The 17,797-nt window shown below is 62.0% G+C and carries 18 protein-coding genes; 2 read left to right on the plus strand and 16 right to left on the minus strand.

Annotated elements, in window-relative coordinates; translation table 11 throughout:
- Nucleotides 1-24: 24 nt before the first annotated feature.
- From ACESY8_RS10070 to leuC, 10 genes are all read right to left on the minus strand, one after another.
- Entirely contained in the window at nucleotides 25-372 is a 348-nt protein-coding gene (locus ACESY8_RS10070) for a TIGR04076 family protein (protein ID WP_007488989.1), read from the minus strand.
- Between the two features lie 13 nt (nucleotides 373-385).
- Nucleotides 386-1,369, minus strand: a complete 984-nt coding sequence (gene pfkA, locus ACESY8_RS10075; RefSeq protein WP_007488991.1) for a 6-phosphofructokinase — start codon at nucleotides 1,367-1,369, stop codon at nucleotides 386-388.
- Nucleotides 1,370-1,385: 16 nt separating this feature from the next.
- Nucleotides 1,386-2,822, minus strand: coding sequence for an adenylosuccinate lyase (gene purB, locus ACESY8_RS10080; protein WP_054338342.1), 1,437 nt, complete (start codon nucleotides 2,820-2,822; stop codon nucleotides 1,386-1,388).
- Between the two features lie 88 nt (nucleotides 2,823-2,910).
- A complete protein-coding gene (locus ACESY8_RS10085) occupies nucleotides 2,911-4,101 on the minus strand; it encodes a pyridoxal phosphate-dependent aminotransferase (RefSeq protein WP_131970232.1) in 1,191 nt (396 codons plus the stop codon).
- A gap of 121 nt (nucleotides 4,102-4,222) precedes the next feature.
- Nucleotides 4,223-4,834 (minus strand): ECF transporter S component, encoded by a 612-nt coding sequence (locus ACESY8_RS10090; protein WP_007488994.1) that lies wholly within the window; start codon nucleotides 4,832-4,834, stop codon nucleotides 4,223-4,225.
- A gap of 100 nt (nucleotides 4,835-4,934) precedes the next feature.
- Nucleotides 4,935-5,723: a type III pantothenate kinase gene (locus ACESY8_RS10095; protein ID WP_138306995.1), complete on the minus strand. Its 789-nt coding sequence runs from the start codon at nucleotides 5,721-5,723 to the stop codon at nucleotides 4,935-4,937.
- Nucleotides 5,724-5,802: 79 nt separating this feature from the next.
- Complete coding sequence (locus ACESY8_RS10100) at nucleotides 5,803-6,288, minus strand: VOC family protein (RefSeq protein ID WP_007488996.1); 486 nt, start codon at nucleotides 6,286-6,288, stop codon at nucleotides 5,803-5,805.
- A gap of 94 nt (nucleotides 6,289-6,382) precedes the next feature.
- Nucleotides 6,383-7,462 (minus strand): 3-isopropylmalate dehydrogenase, encoded by a 1,080-nt coding sequence (gene leuB, locus ACESY8_RS10105; protein ID WP_007488997.1) that lies wholly within the window; start codon nucleotides 7,460-7,462, stop codon nucleotides 6,383-6,385.
- On the minus strand, nucleotides 7,459-7,944 hold the full coding sequence (locus ACESY8_RS10110) for a 3-isopropylmalate dehydratase small subunit (RefSeq protein ID WP_054338341.1): 486 nt from the start codon (nucleotides 7,942-7,944) through the stop codon (nucleotides 7,459-7,461). Before ACESY8_RS10110 ends, leuB begins: the two co-directional genes overlap by 4 nt.
- A gap of 15 nt (nucleotides 7,945-7,959) precedes the next feature.
- The gene (gene leuC / locus ACESY8_RS10115) at nucleotides 7,960-9,219 is read right to left on the minus strand and encodes a 3-isopropylmalate dehydratase large subunit (RefSeq protein WP_054338340.1); all 1,260 of its coding nucleotides are present in this window, start codon (nucleotides 9,217-9,219) and stop codon (nucleotides 7,960-7,962) included.
- 102 nt (nucleotides 9,220-9,321) lie between these two features.
- Between leuC and ACESY8_RS10120 the strand changes: the two genes are divergently transcribed.
- Together ACESY8_RS10120 and ACESY8_RS10125 are read left to right on the plus strand one after the other, a co-directional pair.
- Nucleotides 9,322-9,945 carry a Crp/Fnr family transcriptional regulator gene (locus ACESY8_RS10120; protein ID WP_054338339.1) on the plus strand — a complete coding sequence of 208 codons (624 nt, stop codon included), beginning with the start codon at nucleotides 9,322-9,324 and terminating at the stop codon, nucleotides 9,943-9,945.
- A 2-nt stretch (nucleotides 9,946-9,947) separates the two neighbouring features.
- Nucleotides 9,948-10,565 carry a DUF998 domain-containing protein gene (locus tag ACESY8_RS10125; RefSeq protein ID WP_054338338.1) on the plus strand — a complete coding sequence of 206 codons (618 nt, stop codon included), beginning with the start codon at nucleotides 9,948-9,950 and terminating at the stop codon, nucleotides 10,563-10,565.
- A gap of 38 nt (nucleotides 10,566-10,603) precedes the next feature.
- On the opposite strand, the gene spoIVA is transcribed toward ACESY8_RS10125, so the two are convergent.
- The 6 genes from spoIVA to pknB all read right to left on the minus strand — a co-directional run bounded on the left by spoIVA (nucleotide 10,604) and on the right by pknB (nucleotide 17,783).
- The gene (spoIVA, locus tag ACESY8_RS10130; RefSeq protein WP_009256873.1) at nucleotides 10,604-12,082 is read right to left on the minus strand and encodes a stage IV sporulation protein A; all 1,479 of its coding nucleotides are present in this window, start codon (nucleotides 12,080-12,082) and stop codon (nucleotides 10,604-10,606) included.
- Between the two features lie 129 nt (nucleotides 12,083-12,211).
- Nucleotides 12,212-13,738: a DUF3794 and LysM peptidoglycan-binding domain-containing protein gene (locus ACESY8_RS10135; protein ID WP_035300770.1), complete on the minus strand. Its 1,527-nt coding sequence runs from the start codon at nucleotides 13,736-13,738 to the stop codon at nucleotides 12,212-12,214.
- A gap of 164 nt (nucleotides 13,739-13,902) precedes the next feature.
- Nucleotides 13,903-14,073, minus strand: coding sequence for a hypothetical protein (locus ACESY8_RS10140; RefSeq protein ID WP_021632386.1), 171 nt, complete (start codon nucleotides 14,071-14,073; stop codon nucleotides 13,903-13,905).
- 70 nt (nucleotides 14,074-14,143) lie between these two features.
- On the minus strand, nucleotides 14,144-14,788 hold the full coding sequence (locus ACESY8_RS10145; protein ID WP_009256875.1) for a thiamine diphosphokinase: 645 nt from the start codon (nucleotides 14,786-14,788) through the stop codon (nucleotides 14,144-14,146).
- Nucleotides 14,773-15,654 carry a ribosome small subunit-dependent GTPase A gene (rsgA, locus tag ACESY8_RS10150; RefSeq protein WP_054338337.1) on the minus strand — a complete coding sequence of 294 codons (882 nt, stop codon included), beginning with the start codon at nucleotides 15,652-15,654 and terminating at the stop codon, nucleotides 14,773-14,775. The genes ACESY8_RS10145 and rsgA overlap by 16 nt, the downstream gene beginning before the upstream one ends.
- On the minus strand, nucleotides 15,654-17,783 hold the full coding sequence (pknB, locus tag ACESY8_RS10155) for a Stk1 family PASTA domain-containing Ser/Thr kinase (protein ID WP_054338336.1): 2,130 nt from the start codon (nucleotides 17,781-17,783) through the stop codon (nucleotides 15,654-15,656). The genes rsgA and pknB overlap by 1 nt, the downstream gene beginning before the upstream one ends.
- Between the last annotated feature and the right edge of the window lie 14 nt (nucleotides 17,784-17,797).

Raw genomic sequence — 17,797 nt, forward strand, 5'->3', positions numbered from 1 at the left:
GCACAGGCCCGCTTTTTATCTGGCTCAGTCCAGGAAATTTCCTTTGAAAAAGTTCTCGTTTCCCAGCTTTTTTGCCGTCAGGCGAAAGAGAACGCAGCCGTCGGGGCACACAATATCCTTGCAGTAGGGGCCGCTTCCGCCTACGTTTTCCAGATCGCCGCCGCTTCGGACGGCCTCCATGAGGGGGAAAAGCAGTAGCATGGCCTTGGAGCAGATCCCCTGCCCGTCCTGATTGACCGGGCAGCCATAGGTACAGGTATACCGATCTCCGACCTCCTCTCCGTTGCGGCAATACCGCTCAGTATGGTCGCCCCGGAGGAAGCCGGTTACCTCGACCTGAAACTCGTACTCCTCATCGTACCACTTTTTCATGCCCGCTCTCCGCTCAATGCACGCCGGTGAGGGCGCGCATGACCTCATAGGTGTGCTGATCCAGGCTCTTGGTCATCTGGAGGGCCTCGGTGATGTCATAGTCCACATAGTTCTCCCCCTGAAGGGCCACCACCCGGCAGGTCTTGCCCTCGGCCAGCAGGCGCACCGCCTCATAGCCCATGTAGGTAGCGGTGATCCGGTCGCGTGAGGAGGGGGAGCCGCCCCGCTGGATGTGTCCCAGCACAGTGACACGGGTATCCAGGGCGGTAGCCTCCTCGATGACCTTGCCGATGGAGTAGGCGCCGCCCTCTACGCCCTCGGCCACGATGATCATGAAGTGGGTACGGCCGGCCAGACGGGCCCGGCGGATGGGCTCCAGCAGGTCGGCTTCATAGTCCACAGGGTGCTCCGGGACGATCACGGCAGTAGCGCCGCAGGCCACGCCCACGGTGAGGGCCAGATGGCCCGCCCGGTGGCCCATGACCTCCACCACGGAACAGCGCTCGTGAGACTGCATGGTGTCCCTTAGCTTGTCGATGGACTCCAGCGCGGTGTTGCAGGCGGTGTCATAGCCGATGGTATAGCTGGAACAGGCAATGTCGTTGTCAATGGTGCCGGGAATGCCCACAACGGAAAGTCCTCTCTTGGCCAGGCAGAGCAAGCCGCTGAAGGTGCCATCGCCGCCGATGCCCACTAGGGCGTCCAGCCCCAGCATCTTGCAGGTAGCCACCGCCCTCTCCTGGCCAGCGGGGGTTTTGAACTCCTCACTGCGGGCGGAGTAGAGCATGGTGCCGCCCCGGCGGGACAAGTCGCTTACGCTCTCAAAGGTCAGCTTGGTGAAATCGCCGTTGATCAGACCGTGGTAGCCCCGGCGGATGCCCACACATTCAATCCCCATGTGCAGAGAGGTACGCACCACTGCCCGGATGGCGGCATTCATACCAGGGGCATCGCCCCCGCTGGTAAACACGCCGATGCGGCGTACTGCTTTTTCCATATTCAATATCCTCCTCTTAAACCTTCAGTTCCGTCTCTTTGCCCTGTAGGGCGGCAGCATAGCGCTCCAACACGGGCTGGACATCGTAAGCAAGGAAATCCTCCACCTGCTGCGGGCAGCGCCCAATATAGCGGGCCGGCTCCAAATGGGCGGTCAGCTCCTCCCGGCTCAGCATGGAGAAAGCCGGGTCGGCGGCGATGAGCTCGATCAGGTTGTTGCTAAGGCCACAGTCCTTTACGTTGGCTCCTGCCTCCTGGGAGAGCACGCGGATACGCTCGTGGAGCTCTTGCCGGTTGCCGCCCCGCTTCACAGCGTCCATCAGGATGTTCTCACTGGCCATGAAGGGCAGCTCCTCCCGCACGTGGCGCTCGATCACTTTCTCATGGACCACCAGTCCTCCGGCCACGTTGGCATAGATGCTCAGAATGGCATCCACCGCCAGGAAAGCCTCGGGCACGGACAGACGCTTGTTGGCCGAGTCGTCCAGAGTACGCTCGAACCACTGGGCGGAGGCGGTGACCGCAGGGTTGACCGCGTCGGCCATCACATAGCGGGCCAGGGCGCAGATGCGCTCGCAGCGCATGGGATTGCGCTTGTAGGGCATGGCGGAGGAACCGATCTGGTTTTTCTCAAAGGGCTCCTCCACCTCCTTCAGGTGGCAGAGCAGGCGCAGATCGGTGGCGAACTTGCTGGCAGACTGGGCAATGCCGGAGAGGGTGGACAACACCGCATAGTCCATCTTGCGGGAATAGGTCTGACCCGAAACGGGCACCACGGCGTCGAAGCCCATCTCGGCGGCGATCTTCCGCTCCAGCGCCCGGCATTTCTCATGGTCTCCCTCGAACAGCTCCAGGAAGGATGCCTGAGTGCCGGTGGTGCCCTTGCTGCCCAGCAGCTTCAGAGAGGCGATGCGGTGCTCCACCTCCTCCAGATCCATCAGCAGCTCGTTCATCCAGAGGGTGGCCCGCTTCCCCACCGTCACCAGTTGGGCGGGCTGGAAGTGGGTGAAGCCCAGGGTGGGCAGGGCCTTGTACTGCTCCGCGAACTCCGTCAGGCGGGCCAGCACCCGTACCAGCTTGTCGCGCACCAGCAGAAGGGCTTCCCGCATGAGGATCACATCGGTGTTGTCCCCCACATAGCAGCTCGTGGCTCCCAGGTGGATGATGGGCATAGCTTTGGGGCACGCCTCGCCATAGGTGTGGACGTGTGCCATCACGTCGTGGCGGAGCTTCTTTTCATACGCCGCGGCTTTGTCGTAGTCAATGTCGGTGAGGTGGGCCTCCAGCTCGTCCACCTGCTCCTGGGTCACCGGCAGTCCCAGCTCCATCTCGGCCCGGGCCAGGGCGACCCACAGGCGGCGCCAGGTGGAAAATTTCTTGTCGGGCGAAAAGATATACTGCATCTCGTCGCTGGCGTAGCGGGAGGACAGCGGGCTCTCATAACGGTCGTGCATGCAAAGACCTCTTTCTCCTCAGATTTCACTGGCTAGAATATCATAAAACGGGGGCGGACACAAGTTCCGCCCCCTGTTTTTGCCGTTGTCATTCCGCCAAAAATTTTTCCAGACGGTCCAGGCCCTCTTTGATATTTTCCATAGAAGTGGCGTAGGACCAGCGGACGAAGTTGGGCGCTCCGAAGCCGGAGCCAGGTACCACCGCCACCAGGCCGTACTTCAGGAAGGCGTCGGCGAACACGTCGTCATTGGTGATCTCCACCCCGTGAATGGTCTTGCCGAGAAGCTGCTCCAGGTTCATCATCACATAGAACGCCCCCTCCGGCTGGATGCAGCTCACGCCGGGGATGGCGTTCATCCGCTCCACAATGTAGTTGCGGCGCTGCTCAAAGGCCTGGCGCATGGTCTCAATCTCCGCCTGGGAACCGGAGAGGGCCACAGCGGCGGCCCTCTGGGAGATGGCCACCGGAGAACCGGTGGAGTGGCTGACGTAATTGGCCATCACCTTGGCGATGGCGTCGTTGGCGCAGGCGTAACCGATGCGCCAGCCGGTCATGGCGTATGCCTTGGATACGCCGTTGACCAGGATGGTGCGCTCCTTGGCGTCGGCGCTGAGGGAGGCGAAGCTGGTGAAGGTGCGGCCGTCGTAGGCCAGGCAGGCGTAGATCTCGTCGGAAATCACATAAATATCCGCCTGGGTACACACAGCGGCGATGGCCTCCAGCTCCTCCCGGTCGTACATCATGCCGGTTGGGTTGGAGGGATTGTTGAGCAGAATGGCCTTGGTCCTGGGGGTGATGGCGGCAGAGAGCTTTTCCGCTGTCAGCTTGAAGTGTTCTGCCTCGGTGGCGGTCACCACCACCGGCACGCCGCCCACCATCTTGATGAGCTCAATGTAGCTCACCCAGTAGGGCGCCGGCAGAATGACCTCGTCACCGGGGTTGACCACTGCCCGCAGAGCCAGGTAGACCAGGTGCTTGGCGCCGCTGCTCACCACCACTTGGCTGGGCTTGTACTCCAGTCCGTAGTCGGCCTTCATGCGGCCGCACACCGCCTGACGCAGCTCCACCGTGCCGGCTGCGGGGGTATAGCGGGTGATGTTCTGCTCAATGGCCGCAATGCCGGCTGCCTTGATGTTGTCGGGGGTGTTGAAGTCGGGCTCCCCCGCTCCGAAGCCGATCACATCCACACCGTCGGCCTTCATCTGCTTGAACATGGCGTCGATAGCCATGGTGGTGGAGGCCTGTACGGCCGATGCAATCCTGGACAGCTCTTTCACTGAAATCGCTCCCTTGTACTTTAAAATCGTATTTTATTATATGCGGCTTTGCGACGTTTTGCAAGTCCTTAATCCTAAAAATGCAAAATCGGGGTCTGCCGACTGGCAGCCCCCGATAAACTCAGGAGTGGCTCCGGGCGCTGACCACGCGGACAATCACCGTGCTGAGCACCAGGTTAATCAACAGTTCCAGAACAAAATTGATGCTGACCATAGTAAAGATCATATAAGTAATGACCGTCTGCCCAGCACCGGTGGCCCATGCCTCCAAATAGGTCGGGAACAGGAAAAACAGACCCAGCAGGAACAGGCCGGTATTGACCACCGGGCTGACGATGCCAGCGGCAATGGAGCCGCCCAGCATACGACCGCTGCTGTGGGATTTGCCGCCCCAGGCGATGGCCCGATAGACCAGGCCGGCAGCCAGACCGGCCAGGATGCCCTTGCCCAAGCAGACCAAGGCGGTCAGGAAGGGATTGGCATTCCACAGGATCGCTCCACCGGGGTCCCAGCCCAAAATGCAGGCCAACAATACGACGGCGCCGAACACCCCGCCCAGGCACGCGCCCGCCTTCGGGCCGTACAGGGCCGCGCCGATCAGGATCGGCGCCAGGGCCAGCGTGATGGTGAAGGGGCCGAACTTGACAAAACTGGCGACTACCTGCAGGACAACAATAATGGCCGTCATCAGGGCCAGTCCGGTCAGGCGTCTGGTCTTTTCGCTTGCTCTCATATGAAATTACCTCCTGCTGCCGCTCTTTATCTGGAAGGATGCAGCGCAATTTATTTACCCACGGCAGACAGCCGTTGAGTACAAAAAACGGCGTGGCCGGTCAAGCTTTCCGGTACTTTTTTGCGTTTTTCTGGTAGAGCAAATAAAGTCCGGTCATGATCAGATCGGCGTCATATTGAATGGGACGCTTGCAGTAGCGCAGAATCCGAGGGGCATTTCCGCCGGTGGCCACGGTGGTGACGCTTTGGCCTATGCTCTCCTCAATGCGCTCCAGCATCCCGTCCACCATGCTTGCATGCCCGTAGAGCACGCCGGAGCGCATGGCCTCCTCTGTGGTGTGGCCCATGAGGCCCACCGGGGAGGCGGTTTCAATGGAGATAGGCGGAAGAGCGGCCGCCCGCTCCGACAGAGCGTCCAGCGCCAGGGCCAGCCCCGGCATAATGATGCAGCCCTCGTATACGCTGCCTACAATGAGGGACAAAGAGGTGGCCGTACCCATGTCCACCATGACAATGGGGCTTGGATATTTGGCGATCGCCGCCACCGAAGAGGCCACGATGTCACTGCCCAACTGGTTGTGGATCTCGGCCTTGATGTTCAAACCGGTCCTGATGCCAGGGCCCACCACCATGGGGGGGATGCCGGTCAGGCGGGCGATGGCATCGGTGAAGATGGCAGTCAGCGGCGGAACGACGCTGGAGAGGATGGCCCCGTCTACCGTGCACGCATCCGCCCCATAGAGCTGAAAGACGCCCAGGAGCTCGATGGCGCACTGATCCCGGGTCTTGCTGCGGGAGGTCTCCAGCAGGGCGCGGAACAATAACTCCCCTGTACCGTTGAACAGGCCGACCGTCGTATTGGAATTGCCCACGTCTACCGCCAGAATCATAACATATCCCCCTCCCCACAAATATTTTTATTATTATAGCAATAAATACAGCGAAAGATCAAGCTGGTATCTGCTGTTCCTACCCCTTTTCGGAGCTTGGAACTGTGTTCAGGAGTTTGGTCAAGTCTCCTATGGAGGCACCCATTTTGACCGAAACCTCCTCCATAGTCATGCCGGAAGCCAGAAAACGGCGGATTACCATCCCCATGTCCTCCCCCACTTCAATGAGGTGCCCATCTGGATCGTAAAAGCGTGCCACCCGCTGGCCCCAGTCGTGTTCGATGATGCCGCCAAGCCGTTCTATACCCGGATAGGCATCCAGCTTTTCAATAAATCCATCAAAATCCGTCTCTTCAAAGACCAATTCCATATTGTTGGGCTTTTTCCGCACGTGCATACTCGGCACTCCAATTAGCCAGTCAAAATCCTGTTGCAGCGCCAGCCCACAGGTAAAGGCAATATTTCTCCCGTAATCCTGGGCCACCTCCAGACCAAACAATTCCTGATAAAACGCTTTTGCAGCGTGAATGTCCCTGACAGACAGAAGTGCGCAGATATATTTCATTGGTTTGTTCCCCTCTCCGTTACAAGATAGAGCCAGTATACCATATGAAGTGGGCAAACACAAGAAACAGGGCAGCCTTTTGGCTGCCCTGTTTTCATCCAATATGACGGCAGATGAGTTCGCCCATCTTTTGGGTGCCGATGGGGGTGACGCCCGGCCCGGCGATGTCGGGGGTGCGCCAGCCTTCGGCCAGTACCGCGTCCACTGCCGCCTCCACCGCGTCGGCCTCGGCGGCCAGGTGGAAGGAGTAGCGGAACATCATGGCCACCGACAGGATGGTGGCGATGGGGTTGGCCTTGTCCTGACCCGCAATGTCGGGGGCGGAGCCGTGGATCGGCTCGTAGAGGCCGGGGGCGGTATCGCCGATGGAGGCGGATGGCAGCAGGCCGATGGAGCCGGTGACCATGCTCGCCTCATCGGAGAGAATGTCGCCGAACATGTTCTCAGTAACCACCACGTCGAACTGGCCGGGGTCTTTCACGAGCTGCATGGCGCAGTTGTCCACCAGCACATCCTCGTACTGCACGTCGGGATACTCCTCCGCCAGCCGGTGCATGACGGAGCGCCACAGGCGGGAGGTCTCCAGCACATTGGCCTTGTCCACACTGGACACCTTCTTGCGGCGGAGGCTGGCCAGCTCAAAGGCCCGGCGGCCGATGCGCTCAATCTCCTGCTCGGAATAGGCCATCCGGTCGGCGCACTCCACACCCCGGTCAGGGGTGTCGTACCGCTCCCTCTGGCCGAAGTAGATGCCGCCGGTCAGCTCCCGCACCATCATCAGGTCGATGCCCTTCTCCGCCGTCTCCTTCTTCAAAGGGCAGGCGTCCGCCATGGCGGGGCGCAGGGCGGCGGGGCGCAGATTGGCATACAGGCCCAGATCCTTTCGGATGGCCAGCAGGGCGGTCTCGGGCCGCTGCTCGGCGGGCTTGTCGGAGCCCCACTTGGGGCCGCCCACAGCGCCCAGCAGCACCGCGTCGCAGGCCCGACACTTCTCGGCGGTGCCGTCGGGATAGCTCTTCCCCACCGCGTCGGTGGCGCAGCCGCCCAGCAGCACCTCCTCATAGGTGAAGCTGTGGCCGAACTTCTGGCCGACGGCCTCCAGCACCTTGACGGCCTCCCCCACCACTTCGGGGCCAATGCCGTCGCCGCGGATGAGCGCAATTTTATAATTCATTTCGCCGCACCTCTCGCCTTCAGGGATTTGAGCAGGCCGCCGTTGTCCACGATGCCCTGGACGAAGGCGGGCAGGGGCGCGGCCTGATAGGTCTTGCCGGTGGTCTCGTCGGTGATCACGCCGGTGCTGAAGTCCACGCTCACCGTGTCGCCGGCCTGGATGCCCTCCGCCGCCTCGGCGCACTCCAGAATGGGGAAACCGATGTTGATGGCGTTGCGGTAGAAGATGCGGGCGAAGGAAGGCGCGATGACGCACTTGACGCCGCAGGCCTTGATGGCCAGGGGGGCGTGCTCCCGGGAGGAGCCGCAGCCGAAGTTGGCCCCGGCCACGATGATGTCGCCCGGCTCCACCGTGGAGGCGAAGCTGGTGTCGATGTCCTCCATACAGTGGGAGGCCAGGGACTTTTCATCGGGGGCGTTGAGATACCGGGCGGGAATGATTACGTCGGTATCCACGTTGTCGCCGTATTTGTAAACCTTCATTGCCTTACACCTCCATCAGAGCTTGCGGGGATCCGCCACACAGCCCGCCACGGCGGACGCGGCGGCCACCGCGGGGTTGGCCAGGATGATCTCGGAGCTGACAGGGCCCATGCGGCCCACGAAGTTGCGGTTGGTGGTGGAGATGGCCCGCTCCCCGTCGGAGAGCACGCCCATGTGGCCGCCCAGGCAGGGGCCGCAGGTGGGGGTGGACACGGCGCAGCCGGCCTCGATAAAGGTCTGGATCAGCCCCTCTGCCATGGCGTCCAGGGTGATCTGCTGGGTGGCGGGGATGACGATGCAGCGCACTCCGGCGGCCACTTTGCGGCCCTTAAGCACTGCCGCGGCCTGGCGGAGATCCTCCAGACGGCCGTTGGTGCAGGAGCCGATTACCACCTGGTCAATGTGGGTGCCCGCCACCTGATCCACGGTGCGGGTGTTGGAGGGCAGGTGCGGCAGGGCAACCGTGGGCTGGAGGGTATCCAGATCGATGACCACCTCCCGCTCGTACTCGGCGTCGGCATCGGGCTCCACGGCCTCCCAGGGGCGGGTGACCCGGCCGTCCAGATAGGCCCGGGTCTTGTCGTCCACGGGGAAGATGCCGTTTTTGGCCCCGGCTTCAATGGCCATGTTGGCGATGGTGAAGCGGTCGTCCATGGACAGGGAGGCTACCCCCTCCCCGCCGAACTCCAGGGACTTGTAAAGGGCGCCGTCCACGCCGATGGTGCCGATAAGGTGGAGGATCACGTCCTTGCCGGATACACAGGGCTGGAGTTTGCCCTTGAGGGTGACCTTGATGGCGGAGGGGATGCGGAACCAGGCCAGTCCTGTGGCCATGCCCGCGGCCATATCGGTAGAGCCCACGCCGGTGGAGAACATGTTCACCGCGCCATAGGTACAGGTGTGGGAGTCGGCGCCGATCATGGCCTCGCCGGGGGCGGTCAGGCCCTGCTCGGGCAGGAGGGCGTGCTCTACCCCCATGCAGCCCACATCGTAGAAATGGGTGATGTCAAAGCGCTTGGCGAACTCCCGCACCTGGGCGCAGAGCTGGGCGGCCTTGATGTCCTTGCAGGGGGTGTAGTGATCCAGAACCAGCGCGATCTTTTCCCGGTCGAACACCTGGGTCAGCCCCGCCTTGTTGAACTCGGCGATGGCCACCGGGGTGGTGATATCGTTGCCCAGCACCAGATCCAGCTTGCCCTCCACCAGCTGGCCGGGGACAACATGCTCCAGGCCGGCGTGCCTGGCCAGGATCTTTTGGGTCATGGTCATTCCCATGGTTGGGTGCCTCCTTTTTATTTCAGTGGCACCAGAATAGCATGGCCCCTTGCCAAAAGAATGTAAAGCGTGTTACAATTGACCAAACAGGAGGTGAACGCAATGGCGCAGGACCACATCTGGGCGCCGCTGGCGGAGGGGCAGCCCACCCACCATCGGGAGCCGGGGCAGATGATCTATTTACAGGACACGGAGGCCGCGCAGTTTTACTATATCCTCACCGGAACGGTGAAGTGCTTTATCAGCTCTCCCGACGGGGACGAGCGCACCCTGGCCCTCCACCACGGCGGGGAGCTCATCGGCGAGGCGTCCTTCTTTGACCGGCAGCCACGGGTCTCCACCGCCGTGGCGGTCACCCCGTGCGAGCTGATCTCGGTGAACCGGCAGCATCTGGAGGCGGTGTTTGCCCGCCGGCCGGACCTGGCCATCTCCATGCTGGAGTATCTGGCCCGCACGGTGCGCCTGCTCTCTGGCCATGTAGACAGCGCCTTTTTGCAGGCGGACAAGCGCATCGCCCGCCATCTGCTGGCCCTCGAGCCGGACGCCAGGGGTCTGCTCCACTGTACCCATGAGGAGATCGGCTCCTCTGTGGGGGTGAGCCGTGTAACGGTGAGCCGGGTGCTGGGGGACTTCGACCGGCGGGGCTGGGTGGAGACCGGCTATAAGAGCCTGAAGCTCTGCAACCGGCAGGCCATTGCGAATTTTCTGACCGAGGGGGTGGGGTGAGCGTGGGCTGGTATTTCTTGCTGGCGGCGGCCGGGCTGGATCTGCTCCTCCCCTTCCTGCTGGCCCCATTTTACCCCGGCTACTCCCACCGGCGGCAGGTCATGAGTGTGCTGGGCAGCCCGGAAAGTCCGGTGCGGTGGGTGTACCGGGTGTGGCTGGTGGCGCTGGGGCTGCTTCTGTGCGCCGCCACACCAGACCTATGGGTTGCCTTTGGAAACCGCTCCCCTGTCCTGACCGGGCTGCTGATCGCGGTGCTCTGCGTGTTCGCCCTGGGGGCAGGGGTACTGGCCGGGCTGTTCAGCGTCAATGCCGACAAAGCGGTGGAGACGGCGGCCTCCCGCATCCACGGCGTCGGCTCGGTTCTGGGCTTCCTGGCCCTGGCCTTTGCTCCCCTTCTGGTGGCGCTGCTGGCTTTTCGGGAGGGTGCCGGCGGGGCCGGGGTATTCTCCCTGATCTGTTTTGCCCTCGATGTGTGCTGTTTCACCCTCTTTGTTATGGCGGACAAGGAGGCGTGGCGTGGCACCCGGCTGGCCCAGGAGGGCACATGGCAGCGGCTTACCCTCCTGTTTATGTACCTGCCGCTGGCCGTTCTGGCTGCCTCACAGCTCATTCAGAAATAGACCACGAGGGGGGGTCCCATCTGGGACGCCCCCTCGTTTTACAGAATGATGCAGATCAGTCCGCCGGAGCCCTCGTTGATGATGCGCTGGAGTGTCTCCTGGAGCTTGGCGCGGGCGTCGTCGGGCATGCGCTTGAGCTTGCCGTTCAAATCCTCGCTGACCAGCTCATGGAAGGACTTGCCGAAGATATTGGACTGCCAGATGGCCTTGGTGTCCCCCTCGAACTCCTGAAGCAGGAAATTGACCATCTCCTCGCTCTGCTTTTCGTTGCCCACGATGGGCGAGACCTCGGTTTCGATGTCCGCACGGATCATGTGGATGGAGGGGGCGGAGGCCTTCAGGCGCACGCCATAGCGTCCCCCCTGCTTGACGATCTCCGGCTCCTCCAGCACCAGCTCGTCGGTGCTGGGCACCACGATGCCGTAACCGGTGGACTTAACCTCTTCCAGCGCCCCGGCTACCTTGTCATACTCCGTTTTGACGTGGGCAAGGCTGGAGAGCAGCTCCATGAGATCACCATCGTCGTGGATGGTGAAGCCGGACTGCTCGGAGAGCGTATCGTAGAACAGCCCCCGGGGCAGCTCCAGCTGGGCGGCGGCCAGACCGGTGCCCAGGCTGATGGAGGTGATACGGGCGCTGCTGACAGTGTCGCACTCCCCAATGGCGGTGACCGTACGCTCCACATCCCGGATGCGGTGCATCCCGGCCGCCCCCTCCCGGATGGCCGTATACAGGCCGCTCTTGATGGGGTGGTCGTAAGGCAGGGCGTCCACCCAGGGGGGCAGGAACAGATCCAGCTCCTTCACCGGGAACTCGTAGAGCACCCCCTTGATGATGGCGGTTACCGCCGCCTCGTCCAGCTCCAGGCAGTCGGCGCACACACACGTCACGTCATAGCGGGAGGCGATGTCCGCCCGGATGGCCTGTGCCCGGTCGGAATTGGGGTAGGACGAGTTGAGCACCACCAGGAAGGGCTTTCCCAACTCCTTGAGCTCGGTGATCACCCGCTCCTCCGCCTCCAGATAGTCCTCCCGGGGGATGTCGGTAATGGAACCGTCTGTGGTGACCACGATACCGATGGTGGAATGCTCCGCAATGACCTTGCGTGTGCCGATCTCCGCGGCCTCGGTCATGGGGATCTCATAGTCAAACCAGGGGGTGGTTACCATGCGGGGGCTGTCGTCCTCCAGGGAGCCCACCGCGCCGGGAACCATATAGCCTACGCAGTCGATGAGGCGGACGGAGAAGGCCGCCCCGTTGTCCATGGTGACCTGAACGGCCTCCTCCGGGACGAATTTGGGCTCGGCGGTCATGATGGTGCGCCCGGAGCCGCTCTGGGGCAGCTCATCCCGGGCCCGCTCCCGGCGGTACACGTTGTCGATATTGGGGATGACCATGGTCTCCATGAAGCGTTTGATAAAGGTCGATTTTCCCGTCCGCACCGGCCCCACGACGCCGATATAGATATCCCCCTCGGTACGCAGGGCAATATCTTCATAGATCTTGCGTTGTTCCACTTGCGATTCCTCCTTCGGCCGCATGAGCCGGTCGTTTTCTCTACATACCTATGGGGATAAGCCGTAAATTATGCCTCGTCCCCGGACAGAACCAAAAAGCCCGCCCGGCATTTGCCGGCCGGGCTGGTTTTACCGCTTGCGTGGGATGAGCAGGAGCTGCCCCTCCGGGGCCACGTCCTCCTCCAGCGCGTTGGCGCACATGATGTCCTGTGCGGTGGTACCGTAAGACTTGGCAATGTCCCAGAGCCGTTCCCCGTTTCCTACCATACGCAGAACAATGGAGGGCTGGCCGGAGTGATCCCGGGGGGTACCCTCATCCATATGGACCGCAGACACGGCGGCTGTGGTGCGGCTGGTCATGGCCGTGTACCGGAAACCCACCGGGAAGCGCACCTCAATGCCACCCGTCGTCGGGGTGGCAAAGACAGGGGCGGTACAGCCGCAGTGGCAGGAGCAGGACGCCTCCTCAGGCAGCTCCAGGGGGCAGGCGGCCTGGAGCTGCCGGGTGATGGAGGTGCGGGCGCCGTCCTCCGTGAGGTAGAGCACCGTCACGTTGGCCTCGGCGGTCAGCGTCACCCGTCTCCCGTCCCGGCTCTGGGTGATGGCGCCGATGGTCACATAGGCGTCCGACACCTCCTGGGCCAGCATCCCGGTTTCCAGGATCTCCCGCACTGTCAGCTCCTTCTCCCCGTGCTCCACCAGACGGCCCAGCGTATAGGTCCGGCTCTCCGCCGTAAGCTGGAAGGCGGTAGAGTACACATCCGTCAGCATCTGGAGCGTGCGCTCCTCCCGCACCACCGCTTGGGCCAGCAGCCCCATGGAGACGCTGATGGTGCGGCCGTCGCCGCTGTCCAGGGCGCAGTCCAGGCCGGTCAAAACCACGTACACATCACAGGTGGACTCCTCCCCCGCCCCGGTAATCTCCATGATCTGGGAGAAGGGCAGCTCATATTCCGCTGTGCACAGTCCGCCGGCGGAGGAGCGGTAGAGCATCTGAAGCTGGCTCTCCCCCTTGAAAATAAGCTTGTTTCCGATGACCTTGGACTCACTGCACCGCAGGGCAGCGCGGCACTTCAGCAGCTCTTCCGCCTCCGGCTTGCTGCCGGACAGGCTGATTTCATCAGAAAATGTAAAGGGCTTCTCCTGCACGCAGACTGTGGTACAGGCATCACACTGCTCAGACATCTGCTGCACACCAGCTTCCTCCGGAGCCAGCACTCCGCTGCAGATGTCATCCTCCACCGGGGCATAGACCTGCACACAGAAAGCCAGATCCACCCGGACCAGCACCTTGCGGGGGTTGATCAGCCGGGCGTCTGCCCCCTGTACCCGCGGCAGGGCTACCACGCGGCACAGAGGCGTCAGCGCCGGGTGCTCCAGAGTACAGGAAAAGGGCAGTTCCACCTCCATCCGGCGTATCCCCTCTTCACCGTCCGGGAGGTAGAGCAGCGCCGCCCGTACCGAGCCGGAGAGCTCCACCCGACCATCCTGGAGCACCTTGTCCCGCAGGCATACCACGCCCTCGGTATCGCAGATGCGAAGGATATCCGGACAGGCATCCGGTACAATGCTCTCCAGTGTCTCCTCGCGGCAGACGGTTGTATCCAGTACGGCCTCATAGCCGCTCCGTTGAGTCCGATCCAGTTCCAGCTCCATAGCGTTCCACTCCTTGTACGGGCCGCAGCCCTTTTTCATGCATTCTGCTACAGAACTATATGTACAAGGTGGGAAGACTATGCCCGTGGCTCATGCGCCCCGGATGCCGAAAATGGTCTTGAGTATTCCGCGCAGCGCTTTGGGTGATTTAACCACGACGATCTTCATAGCACAGCCTCCCTGTCGTCCCAAATTCGTTTGAGCCAGTCTCTGCCCCGGCTACCCGCCCAAGCACCCGCACCGAAGGCGATCAGACAGGCCGGATGGAGCAGCAGGGCTGCCCCCCCCACGCACAGCGCTGCCGTTCCCAGGCGCTTTCTGGTTTGTAGCGTCAAAATGGCCGCCTCCTTTCGCAACTGGTTCTGTACCAGTATACGCAGGAGGCGGCCAAGGGTTCCCAGTCCATCAGACGCGCTGGCTCCGGATCAGCAGGGCGCGGCCGGCGGAAAGGCAGATCTCCACCTCGTCGCCCAGCGGCTCATTACTCACTGAGAGGGTGTCGCCGCGAGTGAGTACCGCGTCGGTCAGCGGATATTTGAGTCCCCGCAGGGTGACGCCGGTCACGCGGCGATCCAGAGGAACCAGAGAGAGGTAGTGATAGCAGGGACGGTTGGTTAGCCGCAGCACTCCACTGTCCAGCAGGCGCACCTCATTATCGGCATCCACCAACAGCGCCCGGCCGCCGTGGTCGGCGATCCACTCCAGAAGCACCAAGTTGGAGGCGGTATGGTCCAGCCGTCCCCCAGTACAGCCGCACAGCAGGAGCTCCCGGTAATCCAGCTCCAGTGCCTGATCCACCGCTGCCTGGAGGTCTGTCATATCCTTTTCCACCGGAAGCGTGATGCAGGGGACATCGCCCTCCGGCGCACCGCCGGAGTCCCAGTCGCCGATCAGATAGTCCGGCCGCAGTCCGGCCGCACGGGCGTTGCGTACCCCGCCGTCGGCACAGAAGACCGTCCATCCGCCACCGTCCAGATAAGGGCGGAGAAAGGCCCCGTCTCCGCAGGGGACTGAGCCGAAAAGCAGCGCGCGCTTCATTTCCGTTCCCATTCGGGCACTTCCTTTGCCTGCTGATACAGCCGTACATAGCTGGCGTGACGGCTGGGGGCGATCTCTCCAGCCTTTACCGCAGCAAGAACTGCACAGCCCTTTTCCTTTACATGAGAACAGCCGGTGAATCGGCATTGCTCCAGATAAGGGGCGAACTCCCGAAAGGTATATTGCAGTTCCTCAGGGCGACGGAGCTCTATCTCCTCCGTGTCGAAGGAGGAGAAGCCGGGGGTATCTGCCACAATGGCGCCGGAGCGGAGCCGAAACAGCTCCACATGGCGGGTAGTATGGCGGCCACGGCCCAGCTTGTCGGAGACCTCCCCCACCAGGAGGCGGAAGCCGGGCTCCAGGGCGTTGAGTATGCTGGATTTGCCCACACCGGAATTTCCTGTAAAGGCAGAAACCTTTCCAGCAATTGCCCCAGAGAGCTCCTCCAGTCCCTCTCCTGTCTCGGCGCTCACCCGGAGGGTGGGGAACCCGGCAGCGCGGTAGGTCTGATAGAGCTCCTCCGCCGCATCCAGGTCGCACTTGTTGATGCAGATGACCGGCTGGCAGTTCCGCCCCTCCGCAATGGAAACCACGCGGTCAATCAGGAATGGGTCGGTAACTGGAATGGCGCCGGAGGCAATGACTACGAGCTGATCAATGTTGGCCACCGCCGGCCGCTGAAATTCGTTCCTGCGGGGCAGGATTTCATCGAGAATCCCCGCCCCGCTATCCAGAGGGGTGAAGATGACCCTGTCCCCCACCAGGGGGGTGATCCTCTGATGGCGGAACTTTCCCCTTCCGCGGCAGGCGACCAGAACCCCATCTCCGCCGTCCACGTAATAGAAGCCGCTGAGGGCCTTTAAAATAATCCCTTCCATCAGCCGAAGTTCATCATGCGGGTCTCGGAGAGCTGCCCGTCAAGATAGACATCCACTTGCTGGAAGCCGGTTCCATAAAGTGTTACCACCCGGACGCCTAGTACGGTCTGTACGTCCTCATTGAACTGATCCTGCCCGTTGACTGTGACCCGGACACGGACAGTCTCCTTGTCGGAGCTGGCCAGATTTACCGTATAGCTGATGGGCTTCAGCGCACCTCCGCTGCCTGGTGTGGGGGAAACCTCCGGGTCGGTAGAGGCCCCCGGCGTGGGAGTCGGGGTGATCTCCGGGTCGGGAGAGGTGGAGGGATCTGCCCCTTTGCTCAGGCGCAGATGGATGGTGGAACCCTTATCGACCTCAGTACCCGTCTGGATGGACTGCCAGCAGACCAGACCCTCGGCGTAGTCATTGCTGTACTGAGGCTCGTCAAATACGACCACCAGTCCCAGCGTTCCCTCGGCCTTAGCGCGGGCCTCCTGCTCTGTCATGCCGAGGAACGGGATAATAACAGAGGTTTCCGTCTTGACACCGCTGCTGACTACAAGAGTGACCTTCTCCACATCGGCCAGATCGGTCTCCGCCACCGGGTCGGTGGAAATCACATAGTCCTTGGTTACATCCTCCGAGGTCTCCTCCCGGATAACCAGATTACCGGCCTCCTCGGTGAAGCCGAGTTCCCGCAGGGTATTGATGGCCAGACGCTTATCCTGATTCACCAGGTTGGGCATCCGGTTCTCCTCCACGTCGGTGCTGCCGCTGCCGTTGCTGATATCGACAGTGATGGTGGTTCCCGCCGCAGCGTTGCGTCCCGATTGCGGATCCTGGTTCACAATCTGTCCTTTGGGTAAAGTGCTGTCCACTTCCTGCCCCTCTACGACCTGAAATTGAGCCACGGTTACGCCGCTGTCCGCCCGCGCTTCCTCGATGGTCTTACCCACCAGATTAGGGACATTGTAGACAGTCTGCCCCGGGCTGCTGAAGAAGGAGACCCAGAGAAATACGCCGATGCCGACTACAAACACGGCCACTGCTGCAATAGCCAGAATAATGGGCAGACGACTGCCGCCCCCATCCCGCCGGTCCGGATAGTCGTCGTAGTCCACCTCGTCCTCAAGGGGAACCGCACGGCTTTTGCGGGGCTTCGGTGTGGGACGGGCATAGGGCTCCTCCGACGCGGCCCGGCTGGCATGGGCCGGCTGGGAGCGCACGGTATGGGGTGTGTTGGCGCCCAGAATCTGAGTAGGCTCGTCGCCGTCGGCGATGAGCAGATCGGCGGGCGTATAGTCGAAATTGATGCTGGGATTCTTGCGGAACTCCTCCAGATCCACCAGCATGGCGTCTGCCGATACATAGCGCTGGTTGACATCCGAGGCCATAGCTTTCATGGTGATGGCCTCCAGAGCCTCTGGGATCTCTGGGTCGATCTCCCGTGGGGAGAGCGGAATGGAGTTGATGTGCTGGATGGCCACCGCCACCGGGGACTCCCCCTCATAGGGCAGGCGGCCGGTGATCATCTCATAGAGTACCACACCGGCGGAGTAGATATCGCTGCGGGCGTCGATATGGCTGCCGCGGGCCTGCTCCGGCGAGATATAGTGTACTGAGCCCAGGGCCTCCTGGGTCAGGGTGGCCTGGGCGGCGGAGGTGAGCCGGGCGATGCCGAAATCGGCCACCTTCAGGCTGCCGTCCCGCAACACCATCATGTTGTGGGGCTTGATATCCCGGTGGATGATCCCCCGGCTGTGGGCGTGGGAGAGGGCCTTCATGATCTGAGTGATGAAGTGCAGCGCCTCCCGCCAGGCCAGCTTGCCTCCCTTCTTCTGCATATACTGCTTGAGGGTGATGCCGTCGATGAGCTCCATAACGATGTAATCCAGCTCCGTGGAGTGGGACACATCGTAGACCGCCATGATGTTGGGATGGGAGAGCATGGCGACGGCCTGGGACTCATCGTGGAACCGGCGGCGGAACTCGGCGTCCTGAGCCAGCTCCTCTTTGAGAATCTTCACCGCCACCAGCCGGTTGAGGCGGTGATCCCGTCCCTTGTAGACCACGGCCATACCGCCCGTCCCGATGCGCTCAATGATCTCATATCGGTTGTCGAGTAATTTCCCTATGTACTGATCCATAGTTCATTACCCCC

The sequence above is a fragment of the Clostridium sp. ATCC BAA-442 genome, assembly GCF_964239415.1.
GTDB classification, from domain to species: domain Bacteria; phylum Bacillota; class Clostridia; order Oscillospirales; family Oscillospiraceae; genus Flavonifractor; species Flavonifractor plautii.